Source organism: Actinosynnema sp. ALI-1.44, from assembly GCF_001984155.1.
Classification (GTDB): Bacteria; Actinomycetota; Actinomycetes; order Mycobacteriales; family Pseudonocardiaceae; genus Kibdelosporangium.
On sequence record NZ_MTQO01000047.1, the window covers coordinates 253,344 to 276,033 of the forward strand.

A 22,690-nucleotide genomic window follows, 5' to 3' on the forward strand; every position below is an offset into this window, starting at 1 on the left:
AAGCTCACATGCTCAGTCCGCGTGCAGCGTGATGGTCGTCCAGGCTCCTATGTGGATTCTATCGCCGTCCTCCAGCGAACGCGGGGTGTTGGGTTTCAAAGTGTCCCTGCGGTGGTTCAGGGTTGTTCCGTTCGCCGAGTTGATGTCCACTATGGCCCAGCCGCCGTCCGGCTGCGCCACCAGCAGTGCGTGCAGCCTCGACACCCCCGGGTCCTCCGGTGGCCCGGTCAGGTCTATGTCCGGCTGGATTCCCCTTGTCGCGCTTCTTCTTCCGATGCTCACCTGGTCGCCGCGCAGTTCGAAGTGCCTGTCCGGGCAGTAGGGCGGGAACATGATCGAGTCCGCGTCCGGCCCGCCGTCGGCTTTCACGCTCTCGTAGTACTTCCTGTCCGCCGACACCACCACCGACCACGTCCCTGTCTTCGGCGTCGTGACCGGCGCCGGGGGCGTCGCCACTGGTTCTTCCGCTGCCGGTTCTGGTTGCTTCGGCGGGGGAGCCGCCAACGAGTCCGCTCCGCAGTCCTCGCAGAACCGGTCGTCCAGCGGCGCTCCGCACGCGGGGCATTCCCGTGACCGCACGGGTTCCGGCGCCGTCGTCGGGGCAGGCGAGGCAGGCGAGGCTTCGGCCAGGCCGCAGATCTCGCAGAAGCCGTCGTCTCCCCATGCGTGCACGCAGTCCGCCATCAGTCCTCCCCGGACTTGCGGCCGACCCGTTTGGTCACCTGCGACCTGCTTTCCAGCGTCATCGCGTCCACCGTCGCGACCTCGCGCTTCAGCCTGATCGTGCCGTGCACCGGGTCGACCACGTCCACGACCTTCGCCAGGAGTTTCGCGGTGTCCTCGTGGCCCGACTCGTGCGCCAGCTTCACCGCGCGGCCCAGTTTCGCCGTCGCCGACTCGATCTGGCCCGCGCGCTGCGCCTCCAGGCCCTCCTCGATCGCGGACGCCAATTCCGCCTGGCCGGTGTAGTGCGCCACTTCGGGGTTGATCTTCGTCGACAACGCCGTGTCGTCCGTCCACACCGCCAGGATCTGACCCTTGCCGAGCACGTCACCCGACGGCGACACCAGGCTCACCCGGCCCGCCAGCATCTTGTCGCCGACGTTCGCCGGGTTGACCTGCACGCACACGTGGTAGTCACGGCTTTCCGAGCCCCACGCGCCCGTCGGGTAGTCGCCACTGCGGGCCGCGGACTCCACGCGGCGGTCGGTCAGGTCCGTCAGGGTCGGCTCGACCTGCTTGACGAACTTCACGGTCGCGCCCTGCGGCGTCCACAGCCGCAACGACACGTCCGCGACTTCCTTGCCCATCGCGTTCGACGTCATCGCGCGGAAGTCGGCCTCCAGACCGTCCGGCTCCGCCACGATGTCCACAGTGCCCAGCAGCGCCGTCGAGATCCGCCGCAGCTCCTTGACCTCCCAGTCCGTTCCCACGCCACGGCAGTCGCACACGAAGTGGCCGGTCACGCCTTCCAGGATCCGCTCGAGCTTCTTCGGCCGCTCGTGCACGTTCTGCCCGTCGGTCAACAGGATCGCGTGCCGCAACGGGCTCGTCTGCGTCGAGAACAGCTCACGCGCCAGCAGCAGCCATTCGCCCATCGCCGTTCCGCCGTCCGCGCGCAACGCGTTCACCGCGCGCTTGGCCTCTTCACGCGACAACGCCGTCGCCGGGCGCATGCCGAGTCGTGGCGGATAGACCAGGTCGGCCCGCTCGGAACCGGACACCACCGCGAAGTTCACGCCGTCACGCAACGCGTCGATCGCCGCGGCGGTCGCGCGTTTGGCCGCCGCCAGCTTCGTCGCCGGGTGCTGCATCGAGCCCGAGGTGTCGATGATGATCACCTCGGCCGCGTCGGTTCCGGTCGGCGCGGCCTGTGCGGCGTTGCCTGACGCCGTCACCGTCACGATCGCGTTGACCTCCGCCGCGCCCTGCGGCAGGTATTCGTTCTGGTAGACCTCGACCTGGAAATCCGTCACGGCACACGCCCCTCCCAAGGTATGACCACGACTGTGATGTTGTCGTGCCCGCCGAGCTCGTTGGCAATGCTCGTCAACTCGGCCGCGACTTTCAATGGTTCCGCGTCGGAAACCCTGGCCGCCAACGACTCCGCGTCCGGCAGGTAGTTCCACAGCCCGTCACTGCACAGCAGCAGCCTGCCCGGCGCCTCCGGGGAGATGACGACCACGTGCGGTGGCGCCTGTTCGGCGTCGGCGCCGACCCAGCGGGCCAACGCGTGCGCGTTCAGGCTCGCCGAGGCTTCCTGCTCGTCCATCCCGGCTGCCACGAGCTGCGCGACCAACGTGTCGTCCGTGGTGAGGCGGCGTGACGGGACGTCAGGCGACGACGACACCCAATACGCCCTGCTGTCCCCGATCCAGCCGACGGTGATCTCGGACGGCGTTACGACCGCGGACACCAAAGTGCACGAGGGCGCGGTGTCGGGGGAGTTCGGCCGAGCCAGCTCGCCGACCGCCGCGTAGGCCGCCGCCGCGCCGTCCTCCGTCGCGGAGCGCGGGGACGAACCGGACAGCAACTCGTCCACTATGGACTCGATGGCCGCGTCGACCGCGGCCTGCGACGCCGAGTCGGCCCGTTCGGTCGACCCGACGCCGTCGCACAGCACACCGACGATCGACCGCGGGTCTTCGGCGGGCCCGACGACACCGAACGCCATCGAGTCCTCGTTGCGGGCGCGTGAGCGGCCACGGTCGCTCACCCCGGCCACCAGCCCGAGGTCGAACTCCATCCGATCGCGGCCGGTCGGCTGCGCACGGCCGCAGGTCTCGCAGAACCCGTCCGAGCTCACCGAGCCGCCGCAGCCGACACACCCGGTGCCGTCGACGCGGCCGATCGGCCCGCCGGACGGTGTCCTGCGCAGCTGGAGGCTGCCACCGCAGTTCTCGCAGTAGCGGTCGGTCGCCTCAGCCGGTTCTCCGCAGTCAGGGCAGTTCACGTGTTTCGCTTCTCCCGCTCAGATCCAGGTCTTCGGCCGGATCCGGTTGGCATGGTCGACCAGCGCGATGCGCTCCCGGCGAGTGGGCGCTTGCCGGGCCAGGGTCCGATACCACTTTTCCAGGCCGCGCCGGAGATCGTCTTCGACCAGCCGACATCCCAACACCGTTCCAGATGCCCCGGCAGGCCCGCCACGGACCCAGGAATAAGCGGATTCCAGCAGGTCACGGGCCGCGCCGGCCCGCCGGGCGTCGTCGAGTTCCAGCCCGGCGAGCTGCCCGCCCGCCGCGACGAGGTCCTGCTCGCTCAGCCCGTCCGACCGCGAGATGCCCGTCCGTGCCCTGATCGACGCCAGTTGCGCGGCCACGTGGTGACTGGACGTGTCCGGCACGGAGTTCAGCACCTCGACCGCCTCGCCGCGCTCCTGCTTGGCCAGCAACGCCCGCGCGAGACCGAAGGCTGCGCTGATGTACGACCGGTCAGTGCGCCACACCGTCCGGTAGTACTGGTCGGCGTCCCCGACGTCGCCGGAAGCCTCCGCGCACGCCGCGATGGCCAGTTTGGGCGCCGCCTCACCCGGCAGGAGGTCGTACACGCTCTCGAAGGCCATCCGCGCGTGGGCCGCGTTGCCCGCCACGAGCGCCGCCAGGCCCCGGTGCCAGCCCAGCCGCCAGTCGCCGTGCTCGACCTTCGTGGTGTTCAACAGCGTCTTCGCCGCGACGTGGTCGCCCAGTTCGATGTACGCGCGCGCCAGCCGCAGCTTGACCTCCACGCTCTGCATCGGGGCGGCTTTGAGCTCGTCCACCAGCTCCTGCGTGCTGTTCGTCGCGACACCGGCGAGGAACGCCGCGCCCGGGTCCGACGCGTCGATCCGGGGGATCGGCAGGGATCCCGCGATCACGGCGAGATCGGGCGCGGTCAGCGCGACCCCGAAACTGCGGCGCTCCGGCGTGAACTCGACCGAGATCCCCGGCCGCGGCTGGCCGTCCTCGGCGGCCGCGACCTCGCGGAACACGCCTTCCAGCTGGTCGCGCATCTCCTCGGCCGACGAGAACCGCTGCGCCGGGTCCTGGTGCGTGGCACGCAGCAGCAGCCGGTAGTACGACTCGTACTCGGCCAGCAGCGGCTGTTCCGCCGCGCCGGGCAGTGAGGTCTTGTACGTGGCGTGGAAGTCGAACGGGAACGTCATCACGGCCAGGGCGCGCCCGACGGTGTACACGTCGGTCACCGGCGACGGCAGCTCCTTGCCGACTTCCGGCGCCTGGTAGCCGGTCGTGCCGTAGATCGGGCTGTCCTCGTCGTCCACGTGCCGCACCGCGCCGAGGTCGATCAGCTTGAGCTGCTCCTCGACCTGGATCATGTTGTCCGGCTTGAAGTCGCAGTAGACCAGGCCGATCCCGTGCAGGTAGCCCAGCGCGGGCAGGATCTCCAGCGTGTACGCGATCGCCTGGGTCAGCGGCATGCACGCGGTCTGGTCGCCCCGGGTGCGCAACTGCTTGACCATGTCCTTGATGGACTCGCCGCCGACGTACTCCATCACGATGTACCCGGTGGTCGACTCGCCGTGCTCGTGCTCGACGAAGTTGAAGATCCGCACGATGTTCGGGTGTTCGACCTGCGCGAGGAACCGGCGTTCGGCCATCGCGGCGGCCATCGCGTCCGCGTCCCCGGTGTCCAGCAGGCCCTTGAGCACCACCCAGCGGTCGGCCACGGCGTGGTCGAGCGCCAGGTAGATCCAGCCCAGCCCGCCGTGCGCGATGCAGCCGAGCACCTCGTACTGCCCGGCGACCACGTCGCCCGCCGCGAGCTTGGGCGTGAAGTCGAAGTGGTGCCCGCACTTGGCGCAGAACCCGGTGACCCGGCCAGCCTTGCCTTCCCGGCCGCGGCCCACCTTCGTGCCGCACTTGCTGCAGAACCGCTTGTTCTCCGGCACTTCCGGGTTGTCCATGACAGCTTCACGCGGGTCGCGCTTGGGCACGCTCGGCACTTCCACGATGCCCCGGCCGAGCAGGCCCCGCCTGGTCGAACGGGTCGAACCCCGGCGGGAGCGGGCCGTGGCGCCGCTGTCGCCGGTCGGCGCTGTCCACGCCGTCGGGCGGCTCAGCGGGCGGCTGGAGGAGCCGGTCCGTGACGAGGAAGCCGACAGCGAGGAGACCGAGGCCGAAGCGGTGGACGCCTGGTCCTCGAGGCCGCACAGGTCGCAGTAGCCGTCCTCGTCGATCTCGCCTGTGCACCCCGAGCGCGAACAGCTGGTCATGAGGCGCTCCTCTTTTCCTGCAGTGCCTGCTGGTAGCGGTTGACCGCACGCGTCGCGGCAGGAAGGTCGCATGGCGTCGTGTACAACACGCCGTGGGCTGTCCGGTGCAGTTCGGTCAGGTCCATGTCCTCCGCGTGCCCGAGCCGCGCCGCCTTGGCGCGATACGCCTCAAGGCGGCCGCGCAACTCCAGTCGCCGGTCCAGCAGCCCGGTGACCAGGCGCAACTGCGTGCGCGCCTCGGCCAGCGCGCTGGTGGCGTCGCGTTCGAGGGCTTCGAGGCCCGCCGCGAGCTCACGCCACTGGCCCGCCCGCCACAGGTGCGGCAGCTCGGTCAGCCTGGCCCGCAGCGGCCCGGTGGAGTCGTTGGGGCGCGTCAAACCCGGCGATGCGATCTTCCGCATGACGGTGGCGTAAGCGACCGCAGCGTCGTCGTACGCGCCGACGACCTCGCCGAGCAGCGCCTCGATCCTCGCCATCCGGTCGTCGAACGTGTCCTTGGCCGACGACAGCCGGGACAGCCGCGTCCGCACGTCCTCCAGTTCGCCTGCCAGCCGGTCCCACGAGTGCGCCGACTGCTCGGCGTCCAGCGCCAGGGGGTCGGCCAGCGCCAGCTCCCTGATGTGCCCGAGTTCCGCGGCGATCTTGGGCAGCGCGACGTCGTCCACGCCGAGTGACGTGGCCAGCGCGGACACCGTGCGCAGCTGGGTCTCCAACGGGTCGACCCGCGCGATCGTCGTCGTCCACGCGGTGTCCGCGGCGGCGAGGACCTCCGTGATCGCCTTGTACGCGGCCTTCATCCGCTCGACCAGATCGGTCAGCGTGACGCGTTCGCTCACGATCGCCGGGCCGGTCAGACTGCGTTGCTCGATCGGCAGCTGCTGGGCGTTCAACTCGACCACCGGGTCGGTCAGCACCGTCGTCAACGCGCCGATGTCCCTGCGGTCCAACAGGTCCTTGGCCAGTTCGACCATCCGGCGGTGCAGGTTGAACTGCTCCCAGAGCACGGTCATCGTCGCGCTCGTCTCGGCCCACCGGCGCTTCGTCAGCCCTTTCAGCGCGGCGTTGCGCAGCAGTTGGTGACCGGCGTGGGTGTCCATCGCGACCAGCGCGTCGGCCATCCGGTCGCTTTCCTCGCCGAGCCGTCGCAGAGCGCGGCCGGCCTCATCGTGGCTCAGCACAGTCAGTCCTTGTACCGGGGCACCGGCGGGGCGGGCGGCGGTCCGGGGATCAGGCCGTCCAGCCAACGGCCGTACGAGTCCTTCCACGTGCCGTTCGCGCGGACCTGTTCCAGCACACCGTTGACGAACCGGACGAAATCCACGTTCTGCTTGGGAATGGCCATCCCGTACGGCTCCGCGGCCACCGAGGACCCGACGACCTCGGTGTACTTGTCCTGCGCGGCCATCCCGGCCAGGATCACGTCGTCGGTGGACACCGCGTCCACCTGGCCCTGCTGCAGCATCACCAGGCAGTCGGTCCAGTCCGACACCGACACGCCGATCGGTTTGGACGGCGCGTTCGCGATGTTGCGCAACGACGTCGAGGACTTGGTGGCGCAGACCCGCTTGCCACCCAACGAGTCCATCCCGGTGAAACCGGAGTTCTTCTTCACGAGCACCTGTTGCTGCGCCTCGTAGTACACCGCCGAGAAGTTCACGTCGACCAGCCGGTCGCAGGTGATGGTCATGGTGCGCACGACGATGTCCACCTCGCCGGACTTCAGCATCGGGATCCGCTGGTCGGAGGTGACCGCGCGCAGCTGGATCGCGTCCGGGTCGCCGAACAGGGCGGCCGCGATGGAACGGGCCATGTCGATGTCGAAACCCTGGATGTCGCCGGTGAACGGGTTGCGGAAGCCGACGTTGTAGGTGTTCTGGTCCACGCCGACGATCAGCTTGCCGCGCTGGACGATCTTCTCCATCGTCGAGCCGCCGGGCATCGCGCCGGGCTTCGGCATCGGGTTCAACGGCCGCAGGCTGGCCAGTTTGTCGCCGCATTCCTGCACGGCCGCCGACGGCGGCGCGGTCAGGTCCGCCGCGTTCGCGGGCTTGGGCACCGCGGCGGTGACGGACGGGATTGTCGTGGTGCCCGTGCTCGACGTGCATCCCGCCAGCCCCGTCAGCACGGTCACGACCGCGGCCGATATCAGTGCGAGTCTCATCTGTACTCCTTGAGACGCTGCCACAGCCCCGCGGTTGCCCCGACTGCCACGACGGCGGCCAGGAGCGACACCACCACCACTGTGCCACCGAGAGCGTCGCTGGCGTCCCGGATCCGGGCGTTGAAAGCGGCTCTGGTCTGCCCGATCGCCTCCCGTAGATCGGTGTCGAGCTTGTTGAAGGCGGTCGAGGTGCCGTCCGGGACGGTTTCGATCGCGAGCCGCACCGCGGCCGCGTAGTTGCCGCCGTCGTCCTGTTTGCGCAGTTCCTCGTGGGCACGCAGCCAGGCTTCGGTGTTCGCCCGCGCCGAGGCGACCCTGGTCGAGACCGCGCCGTCGGTCACCTTGCCCATCGCTTCGTTGAGCAGTCCGGTCAACGACATGCTGACCTGGTCGAAGTCGTCCTCGTAGACCTTGCCGGTGCCGCGGGCGACCAGGGTGAGCGTCTCGTCGGTCCGGGCCTGCAGGGTCGCGATCCGGGCTCGTGCCAGCACATCGACCTGGATGGAGCCGTCGATGCGGCTGTCGTCCACGCTCGAGATCACGCTGAACGCCGCGACGGACACCCACACCAGCGAGATGACCGCCGCCCCGGTCGCGGCGACCAGGCCGACGTTGAACACGCGGTTGGTCCGCCGCCGCACGTAGACCTGCGCGACGACCAGCACGCCCAGCACCGCCAGGCCCAGCAGCAACTCCGTGAACGGGAACTCGCCCGCGCGGTTCTGGTCGGTCGACACACGGCCGACTTCGTCGTCGTAGAGCTGCTGCGCTGCGGGCAACAGCTGCGTGCGCATCAAGGTGGACGCCTCACGCTGGTACGCGATACCCAACGGCAGACCCTGGCGGTTGTTCACCCTGGCGGTCTCGACCAGGCCGGTGTACACGGGCAGCTGCCCGGAAAGCGTCGTCAGCGGGCTGCCGGGGGCCGTCACGTCGGCGGGTTCACGGGCCGCGACGGCGATCGCCAGCGCGTTGCTGGCCTGCGCGATGTCCTGCTCGTACCGGGCGCGCACGGCGGGCGGTTCGAGACCGCCCGCCAGGAACGCCCCGCTCGCTGTGGCGTCCGCGTCCGACAGGCTCCGGTAGATCTCCTGAGCGGCGACACTGAGCGGGCCGCTCCTGGTAGCGAGGTCCGCCAACGCTTGCGCTCGCCGCTGCACGCTGACAGCGGTGAACACACCCGCTGTCACCCCTACGACGACAAGCAGCAGTGCGAGCGCGCCGAGTACACCGGGCGTTGTCCGTGTCAGCTCGGTGACCTGGCGTAACGGTCCGTTGCGGGCGGCTCGATGGTTGGTGATCGTCATCCGAGGTCACCTACGACCATGCGCCACCCCGCCCCTCGCTACCGGTTGACTCCCCGTTGTCCGGTGATGATCCCCACAGTAGCCCGAGGTGTTAAGGGTTGAGCCCGGATCGCAGCAACACCGGTGCCCCGATGTGATCGATCAGGATCGGCTGGTCGCCGCTATCTCCTCGAGGATGGCCGATTTGACCTCGTCAGGCGCGTAGGACACCCGGACGGCCGTGCTCGCCAGATCCGCCAGCCCGGTTCGGTCGAAACCGAACACCTCGTGACAGAGCAAGTACTCCTGGTTGAGGGTGGTGTGGAACATGCCGGGGTCGTCGGTGCCGAGCGCGACCGGCACACCCGCGGCGACCAGTTCGGGCAGCGGGTGGTTCTCGATCGTGTCGACGGCCTTGGTGCGGATGTTGGACGTCGGGTTGACCTCCAGGGGGATCTGGTGTTCGGCCAGGTAGCTCACCAGCCTCGGGTCCTGCGCGGCGCTCGTGCCGTGCCCGATCCGCTCGGCGTGCAGTTCGTTGATCGCGGCCCAGATGGTCGCCGGGCCTGTTGTCTCCCCGGCGTGCGGGATACAGCGCAGCCCGTTGTCAGCGGCGACCGCGAACTGCTCGCGGAACCACTCGCGCGGCACGCCGATCTCCGGCCCGCCGAGACCGAGCGCGACCGTGCCTTCCGGGCGGTGCCTGAGCACCCAGTCCAGGGTCCGCGGGCCGCCGTCCTTGCCGAGCACGCCGTCGATGTCGAAGATCCAGCCGAACTCGACGCCGTACTGCTCGCGGGCCTGGTCGCGGGCCTGGTCGAGGGTCTCGGCCAGTTCGTCCGGTTCGATCCCCATGGCGAGGTGCGACGTCGGCGTGACGGTCACCTCGGCGTAGCGGACGTTGTCCCGCGCCTGGTCACGCGCCAGGCCCAGCAGCAGCGCCAGCACGTCGGCGCCGGTGCGCACCAACGCGTTGACCTTGACGTAGATCTCGATGAAGTGCGCGAAGTCGCGGAACTCGTAGAAGTCCTTCAGCGCCTGCTCTTCGGTCGGCACACCGCCGTCCGGGTGGCGGCGGGCGAGTTCGAGCACCGTGGGGATGGAAGCGGAGCCCACCAGGTGGACGTGCAGTTCGACTTTGGGCAGCGCGGAGACGAAGTCTTTCATGATTCGTGGGAATCCTTACGGAAATAGCCGGGAAACGGACACACGTGTGCTGCGGACGCGGTCCTGGCTATGGAGCGAGGTCGCCCCGCTCGTGGTCTTCTCCGTACAACGGATATTCCGGCACAACCCCGAGCATAGGGTTGACGTCAAGGGTTTTCGGTACTGGGATGCCACAATGGACTCACTGGAGCGGCCATTCGGGGACGTCACGTGGCGTAAGGCAGCTCGGCGGCTGGTGCCGTACCTGGGGTTGCTGTACTTCGTCAACTACCTCGACCGGGTCAACATCGGTTTCGCGGGGCCCGCCGGACTGTCGAAGGAGCTGTCGCTGACCGCGACCGCGTTCGGCTTCGCGTCGGGGATCTTCTTCATCGGTTACCTCATCCTCGAGGTGCCGAGCAACCTGGCGCTGCACAGGTTCGGCGCGCGCAGGTGGATCGCCCGGATCATGATCAGCTGGGGTGTGATCGCCACCGCGATCGCGTTCGTGCCCAACGCGACTGTGCTGATCATCCTGCGGTTCCTGCTGGGTGTCGCCGAAGCCGGGTTCTTCCCCGGCATCATCCTCTATCTCACATACTGGTTCCCGGCTCGCTACCGCGCGCGGATGGTCGCGTGGTTCATGGTGGCCATCCCGATCTCCAGCGCGATCGGCGCGACCGTCTCGGCGTTGCTGATCCGGCACGGCGACGGGGTTTTCGGCTTGGCCGGGTGGCGGTTCATGTTCCTGGTCGAGGGTGTCCCGGCGATCCTGCTCGCCTTCGTCACGTGGTTCTTCCTCACTGACCGGCCGACCGACGCCAAATGGCTCACCCCGCAAGAGGGCAAATGGATGCAGGACCAGCTCGACGCCGAGCGGGCCGCGACCGAACGGGAGCACCACTGGCCGTTGCGCAAAGCCTTGACGAACAGGCGGATCATCGGCCTCGCGTTCGTCTACTTCGGAAACGTCTACGGCCTGTACGCGCTCGGGTTCTTCCTGCCGAGCATCATCGCCGGGTTCCAGAAGCAGTTCGGCACCACGTTCTCGATCGTCGAACGTGGACTCATCACCGCGGTGCCGTACGTCCTCGGCGGGATCGCGATGGTGTTCTGGGCCAGGCACGGCGACCGGACGGGGGAACGCGTCTGGCACGTGGCGTTGCCGATGATCGTTGGCGGCGTTGCCATCCCGGTCGCGTTGTACCTGGGTAGCCCGTTCGCCGTGATGGTCGCGGTGAGCATCACCGCGATCGGGATCTGCTGTGCGCTGCCGACGTTCTGGGCGCTGCCGTCGACGTTCCTCGCCGGGACGGCCGCCGCGGGCGGGATCGCGCTGATCAACTCGCTCGGCAACGTCAGCGGCTTCGCCGCGCCGTACATCACCGGCGGGCTGGAGGACCTGACCGGTTCGCAGAAGACCGGGCTCTGGGTCGTGGGTGCGGTGATGATCGCGGGCGCGCTGCTGGCGATCGCGTTGAAGGCCGCCCCGGGGGAGAACGGACGGGGCAAGAATGCGACTTCCGGAGTCTTGACTGGTCAAGACGACACATGAAGGGTTCAGGCTGACGTGTTTCGAACTCGTAGTGAGGGGTTGTCGTGCGGCGAGTAGTGACCGTACTGGCAGCGGTTGCCGTGGCACTGCCTGTAATCCCCGCGGTGGCGAACGCCGCGCAGGGGCCCGTGTTCAAAGACGGTCAAGCACAGCCCGTGTTCGACCCGACCGATGTCGTGCGTGAGAGCCTGTGGGTGACCGCGCCGGTCGACAGCGACCGCGACGGCAAGGACGACCTCGTGCACGTCGAGGTGGTCCGGCCGCGCGCGACCGAGCAAGGCCTGAAGGTCCCCGTCGTGTACCAGGCTTCGCCGTACTACGCGGGCGGCAACGACGTCGCGAACCACAATGTGGACGTCGAACTGAACTCGCCGTCCTGGCCGGGACACCACCGGCGGGGCACGGCCGGTGACGAGCGGGTGGCCGCCGCGCTCGGCCCCAACCCCGCCATCACTTGGCGTTACGAGCAGTACTTCACAGCGCGCGGTTTCGCCGTGGTGTACGGCGAGTCGTTGGGCAGCGGCCAGTCGACCGGGTGCCCGACGTCCGGTGGCCGCAACGAGACCATCGGCGCGAAGTCCGTTGTGGACTGGCTCAACGGCCGCGCGCGGGCCAAGGACGCGGCGGGCGCCCCGGTGAGTGCGAAGTGGACGACCGGCAGCGTCGGCATGATGGGCGTGTCCTACAACGGCACCCTGCCCAACGCCGTGGCCACGACCGGTGTCCGCGGTCTTGACGCGATCGTGCCGATCGCCGCGATCTCCAGCTGGTACGACTACTACCGCCAGGACGGCGCCGTCGTCGCGCCGGGCACGTTCCAGGGCGAGGACCTCGACGTGCTCGCCAGGTACGTCTACACCAGGGCGGACCAGGAGATCTGCAAGCCCGTGCTGGACGAGATCGAACGCGAGCAGGACCGCGTCACCGGCGACTACAGCCCGTTCTGGCACGAGCGCAACTACGTCAAGGACGTGCGCAACGTCCGCGCGGCGACGCTCGTCGTGCACGGCCTGAGCGACTGGAACGTCAAGGGCCTCAACGCCGAGCAGTGGTACGAGGGGATCAAGAAGGCCGGTGTGCCGCACAAGATCTGGTGGCACCAGGCCGCGCACGCGGACCCGTACAGCCTCCGCCGCGACGAGTGGCTGGTCACGCTGAACCGCTGGTTCACGCGCTACCTCTACAAGCAGCAGAACGGTGTGGAGAAGGAGCCGCGCGCGACGATCCAGCGTGAGGACAAGACCTGGGTCGACGAAGCCGAGTGGCCCGCGCCGGGCACGTCGTCCGCCTCGCTGTACCTCGGCGCCGGTGGTGCCACCCGCGGCACCCTGGGCACCTCGCCCACGCACCGCTCGGTCACCGAATCGTTGACCGACGACGCGACCAAGACCGCCGAGACGTTGGTGAACGCCGCCAGCTCGCCCAACCGGCTGTCGTACTCGACCGGCACGACCAAGAAGGCGGTCAGGCTCTCCGGCCGCGGCAAGGTCGACCTGCGCACGTCGTTCAGCCGCCCGGCGGCCAACGTGACCGCGCTGCTCGTCGACCGGGCGCCGGACGGCACCAGCAAGATCATCACCCGGGGCTGGACCGACCCGCAGAACAGGCTGAGCCCCTGGCTGACGCTGCCGGTCACGCCGGGCCGCGAGTACTCGATCGAGGTTCGGCTGGAACCCAAGGACTACCTCGTCCAGGCCGGTCACAAGATCGAGTTCGTGCTGCTGTCGAGTGACTTCGATTACACCCTGCGCCCCAAACCGGGCGCCGGGATCACCCTCGACGTCGACGACACCCGCCTTGACCTGCCGATTCTCGGCGGAAAGCGAGCGCTGCGCGAGGCGCTGTGAGCTTTCACAGCGCGGGCATGTCGTGTCCTCAGGTGTTGTTCAGTTGGTGAGAGGACTCTGGAGTCATCGGCGGCTGTCGGGGGCCGCAGTGGCAAGAGGTGGAGGGCGCGACATGCTCCGCAACGAAGTGATGAGCTGGGACACTGCCAGCCGCCAGGGCGGCAGGCAGTTCAACGCGGACGCGGTCGGCGCGTCCATGGACGGCGACAGCGTGGTCTTCGCGCTGGCGGACGGCATCGGCGACACGATGTGGGCGGGTGAGGCCGCTCGGGTCGCCTCGGATGTGGCGGCCAGGACATCGGTGGCGGCCGGGCCGGTCGAAGCGGTGCTCGCGGCACAGCGAGCACTGGAAGCTTTGAACACGGGCGCTGACACCTTGCTGGTTGTCGCGATGCCAACCGAAGACGGTTACGACATCGCGTGGGTAGGGGACGTACGTGCGTACGCATGGGACGGTGTCGAGCTCAAGCAGGCGACGAGCGACCAGACCATGGCCGAGTACTTCCGGCTGCACGACACGGTTCCCACGCCGCGGATGGAGCACGTGGTGACCAATTCGTTGCGGACCACGTCCGAGGAACGCGTCGGGCGGACGACCGTGACCGGTGTGCAGAGCTTGCTGCTGTCCAGCGACGGCGTGCACAAGGTCGTGTCACGGGAAGTCATCCAGGGCGTGTTGGCCGAGGAGGGCACGACGGCTTTGTCCCGCGTGTCGACTCTGGTGGACACCGCGATGGTGCTCGGCGGCAAGGACAACGCGACCGCTGTACTGGTCACGTCCAAGGCATGAGAGAACGCCGGTACCGCGCGTACCGGCGTTCTTCTCAGGTGTGGTCACCAGACCTTCAGCAGTTTGCTGCCGTGCGGCGGGATCGTGGCCTCGAACCCGTCGGCGAAGCGGCCGAGGGTGCGGTCCGCCCACACATCGCGGACCGTCCTGCGCGGCAGGTCCTTCCAGCGGTCGTTGACCGAGTCCTCCCACGTGACCAACGTGTCGCAGTAGCACTCGACGTCCGTGTCGATCCGCCAGCCGTTCGAGGACTTCTTCCAGGCCTCGACGTAGGCGATGTCGATCGACCACGAGATCTCGACGTCGTTTCAGCATCGCGCTCCCTTACGAGGTGATGAACAGCGTCTGCACGGCGATCGCCGCCGCGCCACGTGCCCACTCCTCGAACGGCAGCGGGCGGAGGATGAGCTCGCAGTGCGCGGCGGCGCCGAACGCCTGCGTGCCAAAGGTTTCCCTGATCTCGTCGGTGAACAGGTCGTACGCGCCCAAACCCTCGCCGGACACGATGATCCGCTCCGGCCCGACGAGGTTCGCCATGGCGGCGAGGCCGCGGCCGATCGCCACACCCGCCCTGGCGAACACCCGCCGCAGGGCCTCGTCGCCCATCCGGGCACCGGTGATGACCTCGTCGATGGTCAGGTCCCGCTCGCCGGTTGTGGTCCTCGCCTGGTCCACGATCACGTCCGTCGACGCGATGGCCTCCACGCACCCCGTCGCGCCGCAATGGCACAGCGGTCCGTCACCGAAGACCGGGATGTGCCCGATCTCCCCGGCAACCCCGTGCGACCCGGTCACCACGCGGCCGTGGACCACCAGCCCGCAGCCGATCCCGGTTCCCAACGTGACCAGCGCGAACGAGTCCGCGCCGATCCCGTCGCCGAACCAGCGCTCGGCCACTGTGATCGCCTTGACGTCGTTGTCGACCGTGATCTCCAGGTCGATCTTCTCGGCCAACAGGTCAGCCAACGGAACGTCCCGCCAGTGCAGGAAGGGGGAAACATCATCGAGGGCGGCCACCTTGCGGTCCGGTTCGCCGACCGGCACTACCCGTAGGAAGTCGTGCTGCACTACCGGGTCAGCGCGGACACGGATGTCGTCGAACGCTGGACCACTTGCGCCACACCGGCGCGGGCCAGCCGATCACGTTGCTGCGCACGGATTCCGCGTCCTGGTTCCTGCCCTGTCGATCCGGGTACGAGGTCACGCACACGGTCGGCGGCTGGTCGAACGAATTCCAGTTGCAGCACACGCCATTGGTGTACGGCGAGACCGTGTTCACCAGCCGTCGCGGCACGTCCAGTCACCAAGCAAACCCGTGGCTGTTCGTGCGGGACGGCGACGAAGTGTGGAGCGGTGCGCTGGCGTGGAGCGGGTCGTGGCGGATCACCGTGCGGCACACGCCATCCGGGCAGACCAGCTTCAGCGGTGGCTTCGGGCACGAAGGCGTGACCTGGCGGTTGCATCCCGGCGAGGAATGGGAGACCCCTATGCTCGCGGGGCTGTACACCCCCAACGGGATCGAATCAGCTTCACGGAGCTGGCACGCGTATGTGCGCGACCACGTGCTGCCCCACGCCGACGAGACCCGCCCGGTCGTCTACAACTCCTGGGAGGCAATGGAGTTCGACGTCAACGAGACGAACCAGAAAAGCCTGGCCGCACGGGCCGCGGCGCTGGGCTGCGAGTTGTTCGTGATGGACGACGGCTGGTTCGGCGCACGCACGGACGACACCGCTGGACTCGGCGACTGGACCGTGAACACCGAGAAGTTCCCCCGGCGGGCTGGATCCGTTGATCGCCGAGGTGCACCGGCTGGGCATGCGGTTCGGGCTGTGGGTGGAGCCGGAGATGGTGAACCCGGACAGCGGATCGACCACGTCCGGTACGTGTACGCGATCGTCGACCGGCTCCGGGCCGACCACCCCGGGCTGCGGATCGAAGCCTGCTCGGGCGGCGGCGGGCGAATCGACCTCGGCATGCTGGCCCGGACGGACCAGGCGTGGACGTCGGACAACACGGACGCCCTCGACCGCATCCACATCCAGCGTGGCTACAGCACACTGTACCCGGCGAGGACGATGTCGGCCTGGGTGACCGACAGCCCCAACCAGCTCACCGGACGGGTGATCCCGCTGGCGTTCCGGTTCCACGTGGCGATGGCCGGAGTGCTGGGGCATCGGCGGGAACCTGCTGAACTGGACGCGGGAGGAACTGGCCGAGGCCACCGATCTGCTGCGGCGGTACAAGGAAATCCGGCACGTCGTCCAGCACGGCGTGCGGTACGAGCTTTCGGCGGGGCCGGTCACCGGCGTCCAGTACACCCTGGGCGACGAGGTTGTGGTCCTGTTGTGGCGGCCCACTGTCAACTTCGGCAAGCCGCCACTCCCTGTGCGCCTCAGGGCTTTGAACCCGTCAGCCCGCTATCGTTCCGATGTGGACGAATACAGCGGGGCGGTCCTGCTGCACCACGGCCTGGAAGCCACGTTGCCGACCGGCGACTACGCCAGCACAATGCTCCACCTGACCGAACTCCCCCAACCTGACCAAAAAGCGGCAAGATACACCACCCCCAAACCCGCCGCATCCCGAACAAGATCAAAAAACCCAATAATCCACAGCGGGCGGTTGTCCACAACCGCCCACACCGACCTCTGCCCACCCCAACCAGAAAAAGGCAGAGTCGAACCATGCAGACGAAACAGCATTCCCGAATCAACCTCCGAGGCAACGGCGACCTGATCGCGGCGGTCCCCTACCTTCTCGGGTTCAAGCCGAGCGATTCCGTGGTGATCTGTGTGTACGCGGGCGCCGGGCGTACCCAGATAACGCTCTGCCTGCGTGCCGACATACCCACACAGGATCTCTACTTCTCGTTGGCTGAGCAGCTGAAGCTGCCCGTGTTGCGCGCCAACTCCTTCGGCGTGTCCGTGATCATCGTGTCCGACGGCACCGCGAGTCCGCCGGATCCTCTGCCGCACAAGGATCTCGTCGACGCGCTCACCGCCGTGTTCACGACGTCCGGAGTGATCGTGCACCATGCGTACTGGGTGTCCGCGATCGAGGAGAACGCCACCTGGTGGTGCTATTCGGATCTCGAGTGCAACGGTGTCGTACCGGACCCGGCTGCCTCCGAACTCGCCGCCACCGCCGCCTGCATGGGCACGGTGACGTACGACAGCAAAGCCGACATCCGCGCCACCCTCGAACCGCCCGACCCCGCGCCGGTAGCCGCGCGAGCGGACCGGATCGAAGCGGCCCTCGCGCGGGACCAGGATGAAACCGTTGCCCAACAGTTGCTTGCCGACCTGATCCAGAAGGTCCGTGACGGTGTGTGGGCGCCGGACGAACAAGAGTTGGTCGATGTGGCCGTCGCGTTGAGGAACATGCGTGTCCGCGACGGATGCCTCCGCCCGGAGGTGACGAGCATCGGCCGTCCCATCGAAGAAGCGTGGGCCGAACTGGTCCGTGCCCTACCGGATCCCCATCGCGCCGAACCGGCTTGCCTACTCGCCCTCACAGCGTTCCTGCGCGGCGATGGCGTCATGGCCGGAGTCGCGGCCGACCTCGCACTGGAGTCCGACCCCCAGCACAGCTTCGCCAACCTCCTACGCACTTCTATGGACTACGGCATGCCACCCGATTCAGTAGCCGCAGCGGTTGCCCAAGCCTTCATCGACCCGGCGGAACCCCTCGAACCCCACACCCAACGCCCACCTACGGCAGACGGCCCCCGACCATGGGAAATCCACGCCCCAGACCCATCGAAACCCCACCCACCCCACACCCCACCATCCACGAACGAGTAACTCGAGAACGTCGCAGCCGGGGCAGTGAGTACTCGCCAGGTACTCACGCCCCGACTGAACACGGCAGCGGTCGCCCAGCGCATGGCAGTCACCGCTGCTCGACCGCCGTGAGGAGGATTAACCTTAACCACCACCCGAAGGGGAGCGCCCCGTTGGGCGGACCGCGATGTTCGCCCGCGTTGGTGCGGGCCGATTATGAAACCCGGCCGGATCGGGCGCTGGCCTACAGCTCTCGGGCGAATCGTGACTACCTGAGGCGTCGTGGCGGCGATCCCGGCACCAGCTGACCAGTCCGATCACCAACTGCGCCGTGGCCGTGTGGGTGGCCGACAACCCGTGTTCGATCGGAGATCTGCAAGCAGCGACACGCGGCCGAGTGCTGCATCAACCGGCTTAAACACAACCGGGCAGTGGCTACCCGCGATGACAACTAGTCGTCCGCTTCGAGGCCGTGTTGGTGATCGCCTCAATCAACGAAAGGCTTGCCCGCTTGGGAAACAGGTGTGTCACATTGACTCCGTCAGCGGGTTGACGAAGAGTTCTTCGGGTTGGTCATGGAAGGACTCACTACCGCGCCGGTGAGCGGGAATATCGCATCTCGCAGGCGCATCGTCGCCGCGACTGCTTGCTTGTGCTGCTCGATCTCGATGGTGATGGCGTCGACTGCGGCTGCGATTTCTCGTTGCGCCGCGATCGGTGGGAGTGGGACCACCAGTGTTTTCATCGCGCTGGTGCTGATGTTCGGGATCGCGGTGCCGCGGGAGTGGTCTTTGATCCACTCCTGCGCTTCCGGCGAGTTCAGGTAGTGCACGAGGTATGTGGGATCCACGTCGTCGGCCGACGGTCGTATGCGCATGCAGCCTGGGCCCATCAGCCATCCGGCCTCCTCGGCGCGGACCAGTCCGTGGCGGCCGAGCGTCCCTGATCGCGCGCACACGACGTCTCCTGGCTTGAGTGCGTACTTCGTGAGTTTCGCGGCGGTTTGGGGCTGCACGGTGTCCAGGTCCTTGTGACTGAGGTAGCCGGTTTTGATGTTTCGTGGCAGCACGAGTCGATCCCAGGCCTCGACGAAGTGGCCCAGTGTCCTGTCCACTGTGCCTGGTCCTGCCTGGACTTCACAGATGTCGCCCAGGTACACGTTCCGCTTCTCCGCCGAAGCCCGGCCGTGGAGTGTGGAAACGCGGTCGGCGATCTCGTGACGAACCCTGTCTGTCCTGTTTGTCAGCTCGTCCAGTTCTCGCTGCACGGATTCGAATGTGGCCGACGTTGTGGTGGCGGACGAGGCACCGACATATCGCTGAGGTTCAAGGTTGTAGTTCTGTTGCTGGATCTCTGGTATGCCGACTGAGCGACTGAAGTCTTCGGCGCCGTCGAGTCTCCACGAGTCGCCGAGGTCGCGCCAGCCGTGGTAGGTCTCGACGATCCTATCCTGGAGCTCGGGGCTCAAGAGGCGCTTTCCGTCCCTGTTAGGGGGCCCGTTCTCTGCCGCGGCGTTGATGAACAGGATCTCCGGCGGCGTCGGCTTGTTCGCTTCGGGGCGTTGCAGCAGCCAGAGCGACACCGGGATTCCGGTGTCGGCGAACATTCCTGCGGGCAACGCGATGATCCCGGCGATCACGCCCGCATCGACCATCGCTTGTCTGATCTTGGCGTTCGCTCCGGCGGTGAACGATGCACCGTTCGGCATGAGCACGGCTGCGCGTCCACCAGGCTTCAAGCCCGTGACCGCGAGCTGGAGCCACGCGAAGTTCGCATCGCTTCTCGGCGGTACGCCATAAGGCCAGGGTTCGTCCAATGCCGCGTCGGGGATCGGCAGGTTGAAGGGGGGATTGGTGAGGATGATGTCGAACTGCCTGTCGGTGAACGCCCCGTCCGTCACTTGGGGGCCGCCGAGCCGCACGTTTGCCTTGGCGCCGTGCAGGATGATGTTGAACAACGACACCCGTTGCGATCGCTCGTTCAGTGCCTGACCGGACACCGACGCGGCTCCCTGTTGTGCGGCGGCCACCAACAGTTCGCCGGAGCCGCATGCGGGGTCGTACACCGTGCTCGATTCTCGGGGATCGAGGAGGATTTCGGTCATCAGGCGTATCACTGGACGAGGGGTGAAGTGGCCACCCCGTCGCCCGAAATCGCGGTGAAAGCTGTTCAGTAGTGCTTCATAGAGCGTTCCTGGATCGGCGGCCGCCAGATCGATCTGATCGAACAGCTGGATCACCTGCAACCACTGCTGCCCGCCGAGTGTCGTGCGTGCGTCGGGGATCGACAGCGGAGGGCCCAGATCATGGACCGGTATGGAACGCAGCAGCAGGCTTGCGTCGTCCCAGTACCGTTGTTCGGTGACATCCCGCCAGATCTCCGGGGCGGTGGAGCGGACATACAGCAGGCTCATCAGGAACTCGGTGGCTGACGCCCGGTCCAGGTCGCCGCGCAACAGATCCATGATCTCCCACAGTTGAGCGACCATTTCGCGGCCAGCCGCCGGGGTTGTCTGCGTGGCCGTTGCCTGTGCGGCTGGGGCGGCCGCTCCGCCGTTGCGTCTGAACCTGTCGCCGTAGGTGGTACCGGGAGCCTCATCCGGACCGAGCCCGTTGCGGGCGATCTTCCGCTGGTCGAGCCAACGCGCGATCTCAGCGGACGCGAACAACTCCTGGCCGGCCACGGTGGTGGGAGTGGGGAAGTCGGCGTGTCGCCTGCGCCAGTTGCTCGCCGCGCTGACGCCGACTCCCGCGAGCTCCGCGATGTCGGTGAGGGACAGCCCCTCGCCCCCTTCGGTCATGGGTGCCATCCTCACCGATCAACGCTGCCAGAGCACATTCGGGACCTGGTCGATCTTGCGCATGGCCGCGCTCAACCCAGCGGACAGATAGCCGTACAACCGGTAGATCGCGGCATGGTCGGCCCGCAGGTCGCGCCCCTTGAGAGGCGAGAAGTGCATCACGCGGTTGCGTAGATCCCGCAAGGCCTCCAGTTCGGCGTGGAGTCGGTCCCTGCGTCCCTTGTAGCCGGGGAAGGCACGGTGCAGGGCCGGGACCCACAATGCGCGGTCGTACGTGTCGCTGAGCAGCGAGACCCAGAAACCGAGGGTCAGCTTCGCCACGACCTGGTTGGGGTTCGGAGGTGTCGCCGACCCGGAGATCTTCTCCTGTGCCTTCTTCACCAGGTTCTGGCTGTAGTCAGTGAGCGGAGCAACCGTCCACCAGTCCTCGCGGCCGAACTCCGCGACCAACGCGCTGTGCAGCGCGTTGCGCAGGGTTATCTCGGCGAAGTGCAGCAACGGGTAGAACGCCCCACCCACGCTGACAGTCCAGACGTACATGTGGAACGCGGCGTCCACGTCACCGCCATGGGCGTCCAGGTATTTGCCGAAGCGCGCCTCGGACAGCGCTTGGGGGATCCAAGCGTTCGGGTCGTCGGTAGCGGTCATCATGATCCCCCTCTGAAGGAGCAGCGTGGCAGCCCACGGCCGTGATACAATGCTCGTGTAGGCCCCAGGTCCGCCTCTGCTTCGGCATGCCGCCTGGGGCATTGTTCTCTCAGTGGCGCTCTCTGCGCAGTCGCCGATGGTTCGCTCGCGTTGACACCACGGTAGCCGGGCGCCCATCTCACGGTCAAGCACTTAAACGTACTCGAATTTGTGAACTCATATCTGTACGCGTCAGTGCAGCTGACATGGGTGGCAGGCTTTCCTGCGCTGTGGCTAAGCTCTTTTGCCGGCAAAGGACACATAACCGCAGTTAGAAGCTCTACGGTGGCTGATGGGTCCGGCCTCTTCGGTGCGGAAGACGTGGATCACGGTGGAACCCGACTGGCTTCACATCGGCTCTGGGCAGACCAAATTGTGAAGTGGAGGAGGCGTAGGAACAGCGAAGCACCCGCGCCAGCCAGCGGCGCGGGTGCTTCGGGTTCAGGGGTGGATGCCTAGCGGGACTGGGTGAAGGTCCAGGCGTCGTTGACGATGGAGGCGATGTCGGCGCGCTCCGGCTTCCAGCCGAGGTCCGTGCGGGCGCGCTCGCTGGAGGCCACCAGGACTGCCGGGTCGCCCGCGCGGCGGGGCGCCACCTTGGCCGGGATCTCGTGGCCGGTGGCCTCGCGGCAGGCGTCGATGACCTGCTTGACCGAGAAGCCGGTGCCGTTGCCGAGGTTGTAGATCGCGTGCTTGCCCTCGGTCGCGTTTTCGATCGCCAGGAGGTGGGCGTTCGCCAGGTCCGTGACATGGATGTAGTCACGCACGCAGGTGCCGTCCTCGGTCGGCCAGTCGTCGCCGTAGATCGCGATGTGCTCGCGGTCGCCTGTCGCCACCTGCAGGACCAGGGGGATCAGGTGGGTTTCCGTGGTGTGGCGCTCGCCGTAGCGGCCCTGGGCACCTGCCACGTTGAAGTACCGCAGGCTGACCGCGGCCAGGCCGTGTGCCGCCGCGTACGAGGTGATCATGTGGTCGACGGCCAGCTTGGTGGCGCCGTACGTGTTCGTCGGGCGGGTTGGCGCTGTCTCCGGAATGGGGACCTCGTCGGGTTCGCCGTAGACCGCCGCGGTCGAGGAGAAGACCAGGCGCGGGGTGCCGTGCTCACGCATCGCGTCCAGCAGCCGCAGCGAGTTGACCACGTTGCCGTGCCAGTACTTCGCCGGGTCCTGCATCGACTCGCCGACCAGGGACTTCGCCGCGAAGTGCAGCACGCCGTCGAAGCCCTCGCCCAGCACCGTGCTCGCCACGTCGGCGAAGTCGGCCTGGATCAGCCTGCACCCCTCCGGCACCGCGTCCGCGTGCCCGGTCGACAGGTCGTCGACCACGACGACCTCATGGCCCGCTTCGACGAGCCGCGCGGAGCAGTTGCTGCCCACATACCCAGCACCGCCCGTGACGAGCAGCTTCACTCGTGTCCCCTTCCG

At 67.7% G+C, this 22,690-nt stretch carries 18 protein-coding genes and 1 pseudogene; 6 read left to right on the forward strand and 13 right to left on the reverse strand.

Annotation, left to right across the window (positions count from 1 at the left end; translation table 11 throughout):
- Positions 1-12 precede the first annotated feature (12 nt).
- The 8 genes from ALI144C_RS26295 to add all read right to left on the reverse strand — a co-directional run bounded on the left by ALI144C_RS26295 (position 13) and on the right by add (position 9,823).
- Positions 13-684, reverse strand: a complete 672-nt coding sequence (locus ALI144C_RS26295; protein ID WP_076989837.1) for an FHA domain-containing protein — start codon at positions 682-684, stop codon at positions 13-15.
- On the reverse strand, positions 684-1,976 hold the full coding sequence (locus ALI144C_RS26300; protein WP_237774317.1) for a vWA domain-containing protein: 1,293 nt from the start codon (positions 1,974-1,976) through the stop codon (positions 684-686). Before ALI144C_RS26300 ends, ALI144C_RS26295 begins: the two co-directional genes overlap by 1 nt.
- Positions 1,973-2,953 carry a PP2C family serine/threonine-protein phosphatase gene (locus ALI144C_RS26305; RefSeq protein WP_076989839.1) on the reverse strand — a complete coding sequence of 327 codons (981 nt, stop codon included), beginning with the start codon at positions 2,951-2,953 and terminating at the stop codon, positions 1,973-1,975. The genes ALI144C_RS26300 and ALI144C_RS26305 overlap by 4 nt, the downstream gene beginning before the upstream one ends.
- Positions 2,954-2,971: 18 nt before the next feature.
- The gene (locus ALI144C_RS26310; RefSeq protein ID WP_076989840.1) at positions 2,972-5,209 is read right to left on the reverse strand and encodes a serine/threonine-protein kinase; all 2,238 of its coding nucleotides are present in this window, start codon (positions 5,207-5,209) and stop codon (positions 2,972-2,974) included.
- Complete coding sequence (locus ALI144C_RS26315) at positions 5,206-6,387, reverse strand: hypothetical protein (RefSeq protein WP_076989841.1); 1,182 nt, start codon at positions 6,385-6,387, stop codon at positions 5,206-5,208. Before ALI144C_RS26315 ends, ALI144C_RS26310 begins: the two co-directional genes overlap by 4 nt.
- Positions 6,388-6,389: 2 nt before the next feature.
- Positions 6,390-7,370, reverse strand: a complete 981-nt coding sequence (locus ALI144C_RS26320; RefSeq protein ID WP_076989842.1) for a glutamate ABC transporter substrate-binding protein — start codon at positions 7,368-7,370, stop codon at positions 6,390-6,392.
- Positions 7,367-8,677: a hypothetical protein gene (locus ALI144C_RS26325; protein ID WP_076989843.1), complete on the reverse strand. Its 1,311-nt coding sequence runs from the start codon at positions 8,675-8,677 to the stop codon at positions 7,367-7,369. The genes ALI144C_RS26320 and ALI144C_RS26325 overlap by 4 nt, the downstream gene beginning before the upstream one ends.
- Positions 8,678-8,818: 141 nt before the next feature.
- Positions 8,819-9,823: an adenosine deaminase gene (gene add / locus ALI144C_RS26330; protein ID WP_076989844.1), complete on the reverse strand. Its 1,005-nt coding sequence runs from the start codon at positions 9,821-9,823 to the stop codon at positions 8,819-8,821.
- Between the two features lie 175 nt (positions 9,824-9,998).
- On the opposite strand from add, the gene ALI144C_RS26335 reads away from it, so the two are divergent.
- The 3 genes from ALI144C_RS26335 (at position 9,999) to ALI144C_RS26345 (ending at position 13,994) form a co-directional block, all read left to right on the forward strand.
- Positions 9,999-11,357, forward strand: coding sequence for an MFS transporter (locus tag ALI144C_RS26335; protein ID WP_076989845.1), 1,359 nt, complete (start codon positions 9,999-10,001; stop codon positions 11,355-11,357).
- A gap of 44 nt (positions 11,358-11,401) precedes the next feature.
- Complete coding sequence (locus ALI144C_RS26340) at positions 11,402-13,204, forward strand: Xaa-Pro dipeptidyl-peptidase (RefSeq protein WP_076989846.1); 1,803 nt, start codon at positions 11,402-11,404, stop codon at positions 13,202-13,204.
- A 112-nt stretch (positions 13,205-13,316) separates the two neighbouring features.
- Positions 13,317-13,994: a PP2C family protein-serine/threonine phosphatase gene (locus ALI144C_RS26345; protein WP_076989847.1), complete on the forward strand. Its 678-nt coding sequence runs from the start codon at positions 13,317-13,319 to the stop codon at positions 13,992-13,994.
- 44 nt (positions 13,995-14,038) lie between these two features.
- Here the strand turns inward: ALI144C_RS26345 and ALI144C_RS56410 are convergent, their stop codons facing one another.
- Both ALI144C_RS56410 and ALI144C_RS57735 read right to left on the reverse strand, forming a co-directional pair.
- Positions 14,039-14,194 (reverse strand): hypothetical protein, encoded by a 156-nt coding sequence (locus tag ALI144C_RS56410; protein WP_193441228.1) that lies wholly within the window; start codon positions 14,192-14,194, stop codon positions 14,039-14,041.
- A 124-nt stretch (positions 14,195-14,318) separates the two neighbouring features.
- Positions 14,319-15,062 carry an ROK family protein gene (locus tag ALI144C_RS57735; RefSeq protein WP_237774318.1) on the reverse strand — a complete coding sequence of 248 codons (744 nt, stop codon included), beginning with the start codon at positions 15,060-15,062 and terminating at the stop codon, positions 14,319-14,321.
- Between the two features lie 77 nt (positions 15,063-15,139).
- On the opposite strand from ALI144C_RS57735, the pseudogene ALI144C_RS59160 reads away from it, so the two are divergent.
- From ALI144C_RS59160 to ALI144C_RS26380, 3 genes and pseudogenes are all read left to right on the forward strand, one after another.
- Positions 15,140-16,132 (forward strand): annotated as a pseudogene (locus ALI144C_RS59160) (alpha-galactosidase); the annotation flags it as partial.
- A 199-nt stretch (positions 16,133-16,331) separates the two neighbouring features.
- Positions 16,332-16,733, forward strand: a complete 402-nt coding sequence (locus ALI144C_RS57750; RefSeq protein WP_330359613.1) for a GH36 C-terminal domain-containing protein — start codon at positions 16,332-16,334, stop codon at positions 16,731-16,733.
- Positions 16,682-17,800 (forward strand): DUF4192 domain-containing protein, encoded by a 1,119-nt coding sequence (locus tag ALI144C_RS26380; protein ID WP_076989851.1) that lies wholly within the window; start codon positions 16,682-16,684, stop codon positions 17,798-17,800. Before ALI144C_RS57750 ends, ALI144C_RS26380 begins: the two co-directional genes overlap by 52 nt.
- A gap of 520 nt (positions 17,801-18,320) precedes the next feature.
- Here ALI144C_RS26380 and ALI144C_RS26385 read toward each other — a convergent pair.
- The 3 genes from ALI144C_RS26385 to galE form a co-directional block, all read right to left on the reverse strand.
- Positions 18,321-20,462: a type I restriction-modification system subunit M/S gene (locus ALI144C_RS26385; RefSeq protein WP_168211356.1), complete on the reverse strand. Its 2,142-nt coding sequence runs from the start codon at positions 20,460-20,462 to the stop codon at positions 18,321-18,323.
- A gap of 135 nt (positions 20,463-20,597) precedes the next feature.
- Complete coding sequence (locus ALI144C_RS26390) at positions 20,598-21,227, reverse strand: hypothetical protein (RefSeq protein ID WP_143230876.1); 630 nt, start codon at positions 21,225-21,227, stop codon at positions 20,598-20,600.
- 494 nt (positions 21,228-21,721) lie between these two features.
- Complete coding sequence (gene galE / locus ALI144C_RS26395) at positions 21,722-22,675, reverse strand: UDP-glucose 4-epimerase GalE (protein ID WP_076989854.1); 954 nt, start codon at positions 22,673-22,675, stop codon at positions 21,722-21,724.
- Positions 22,676-22,690: the final 15 nt, after the last annotated feature.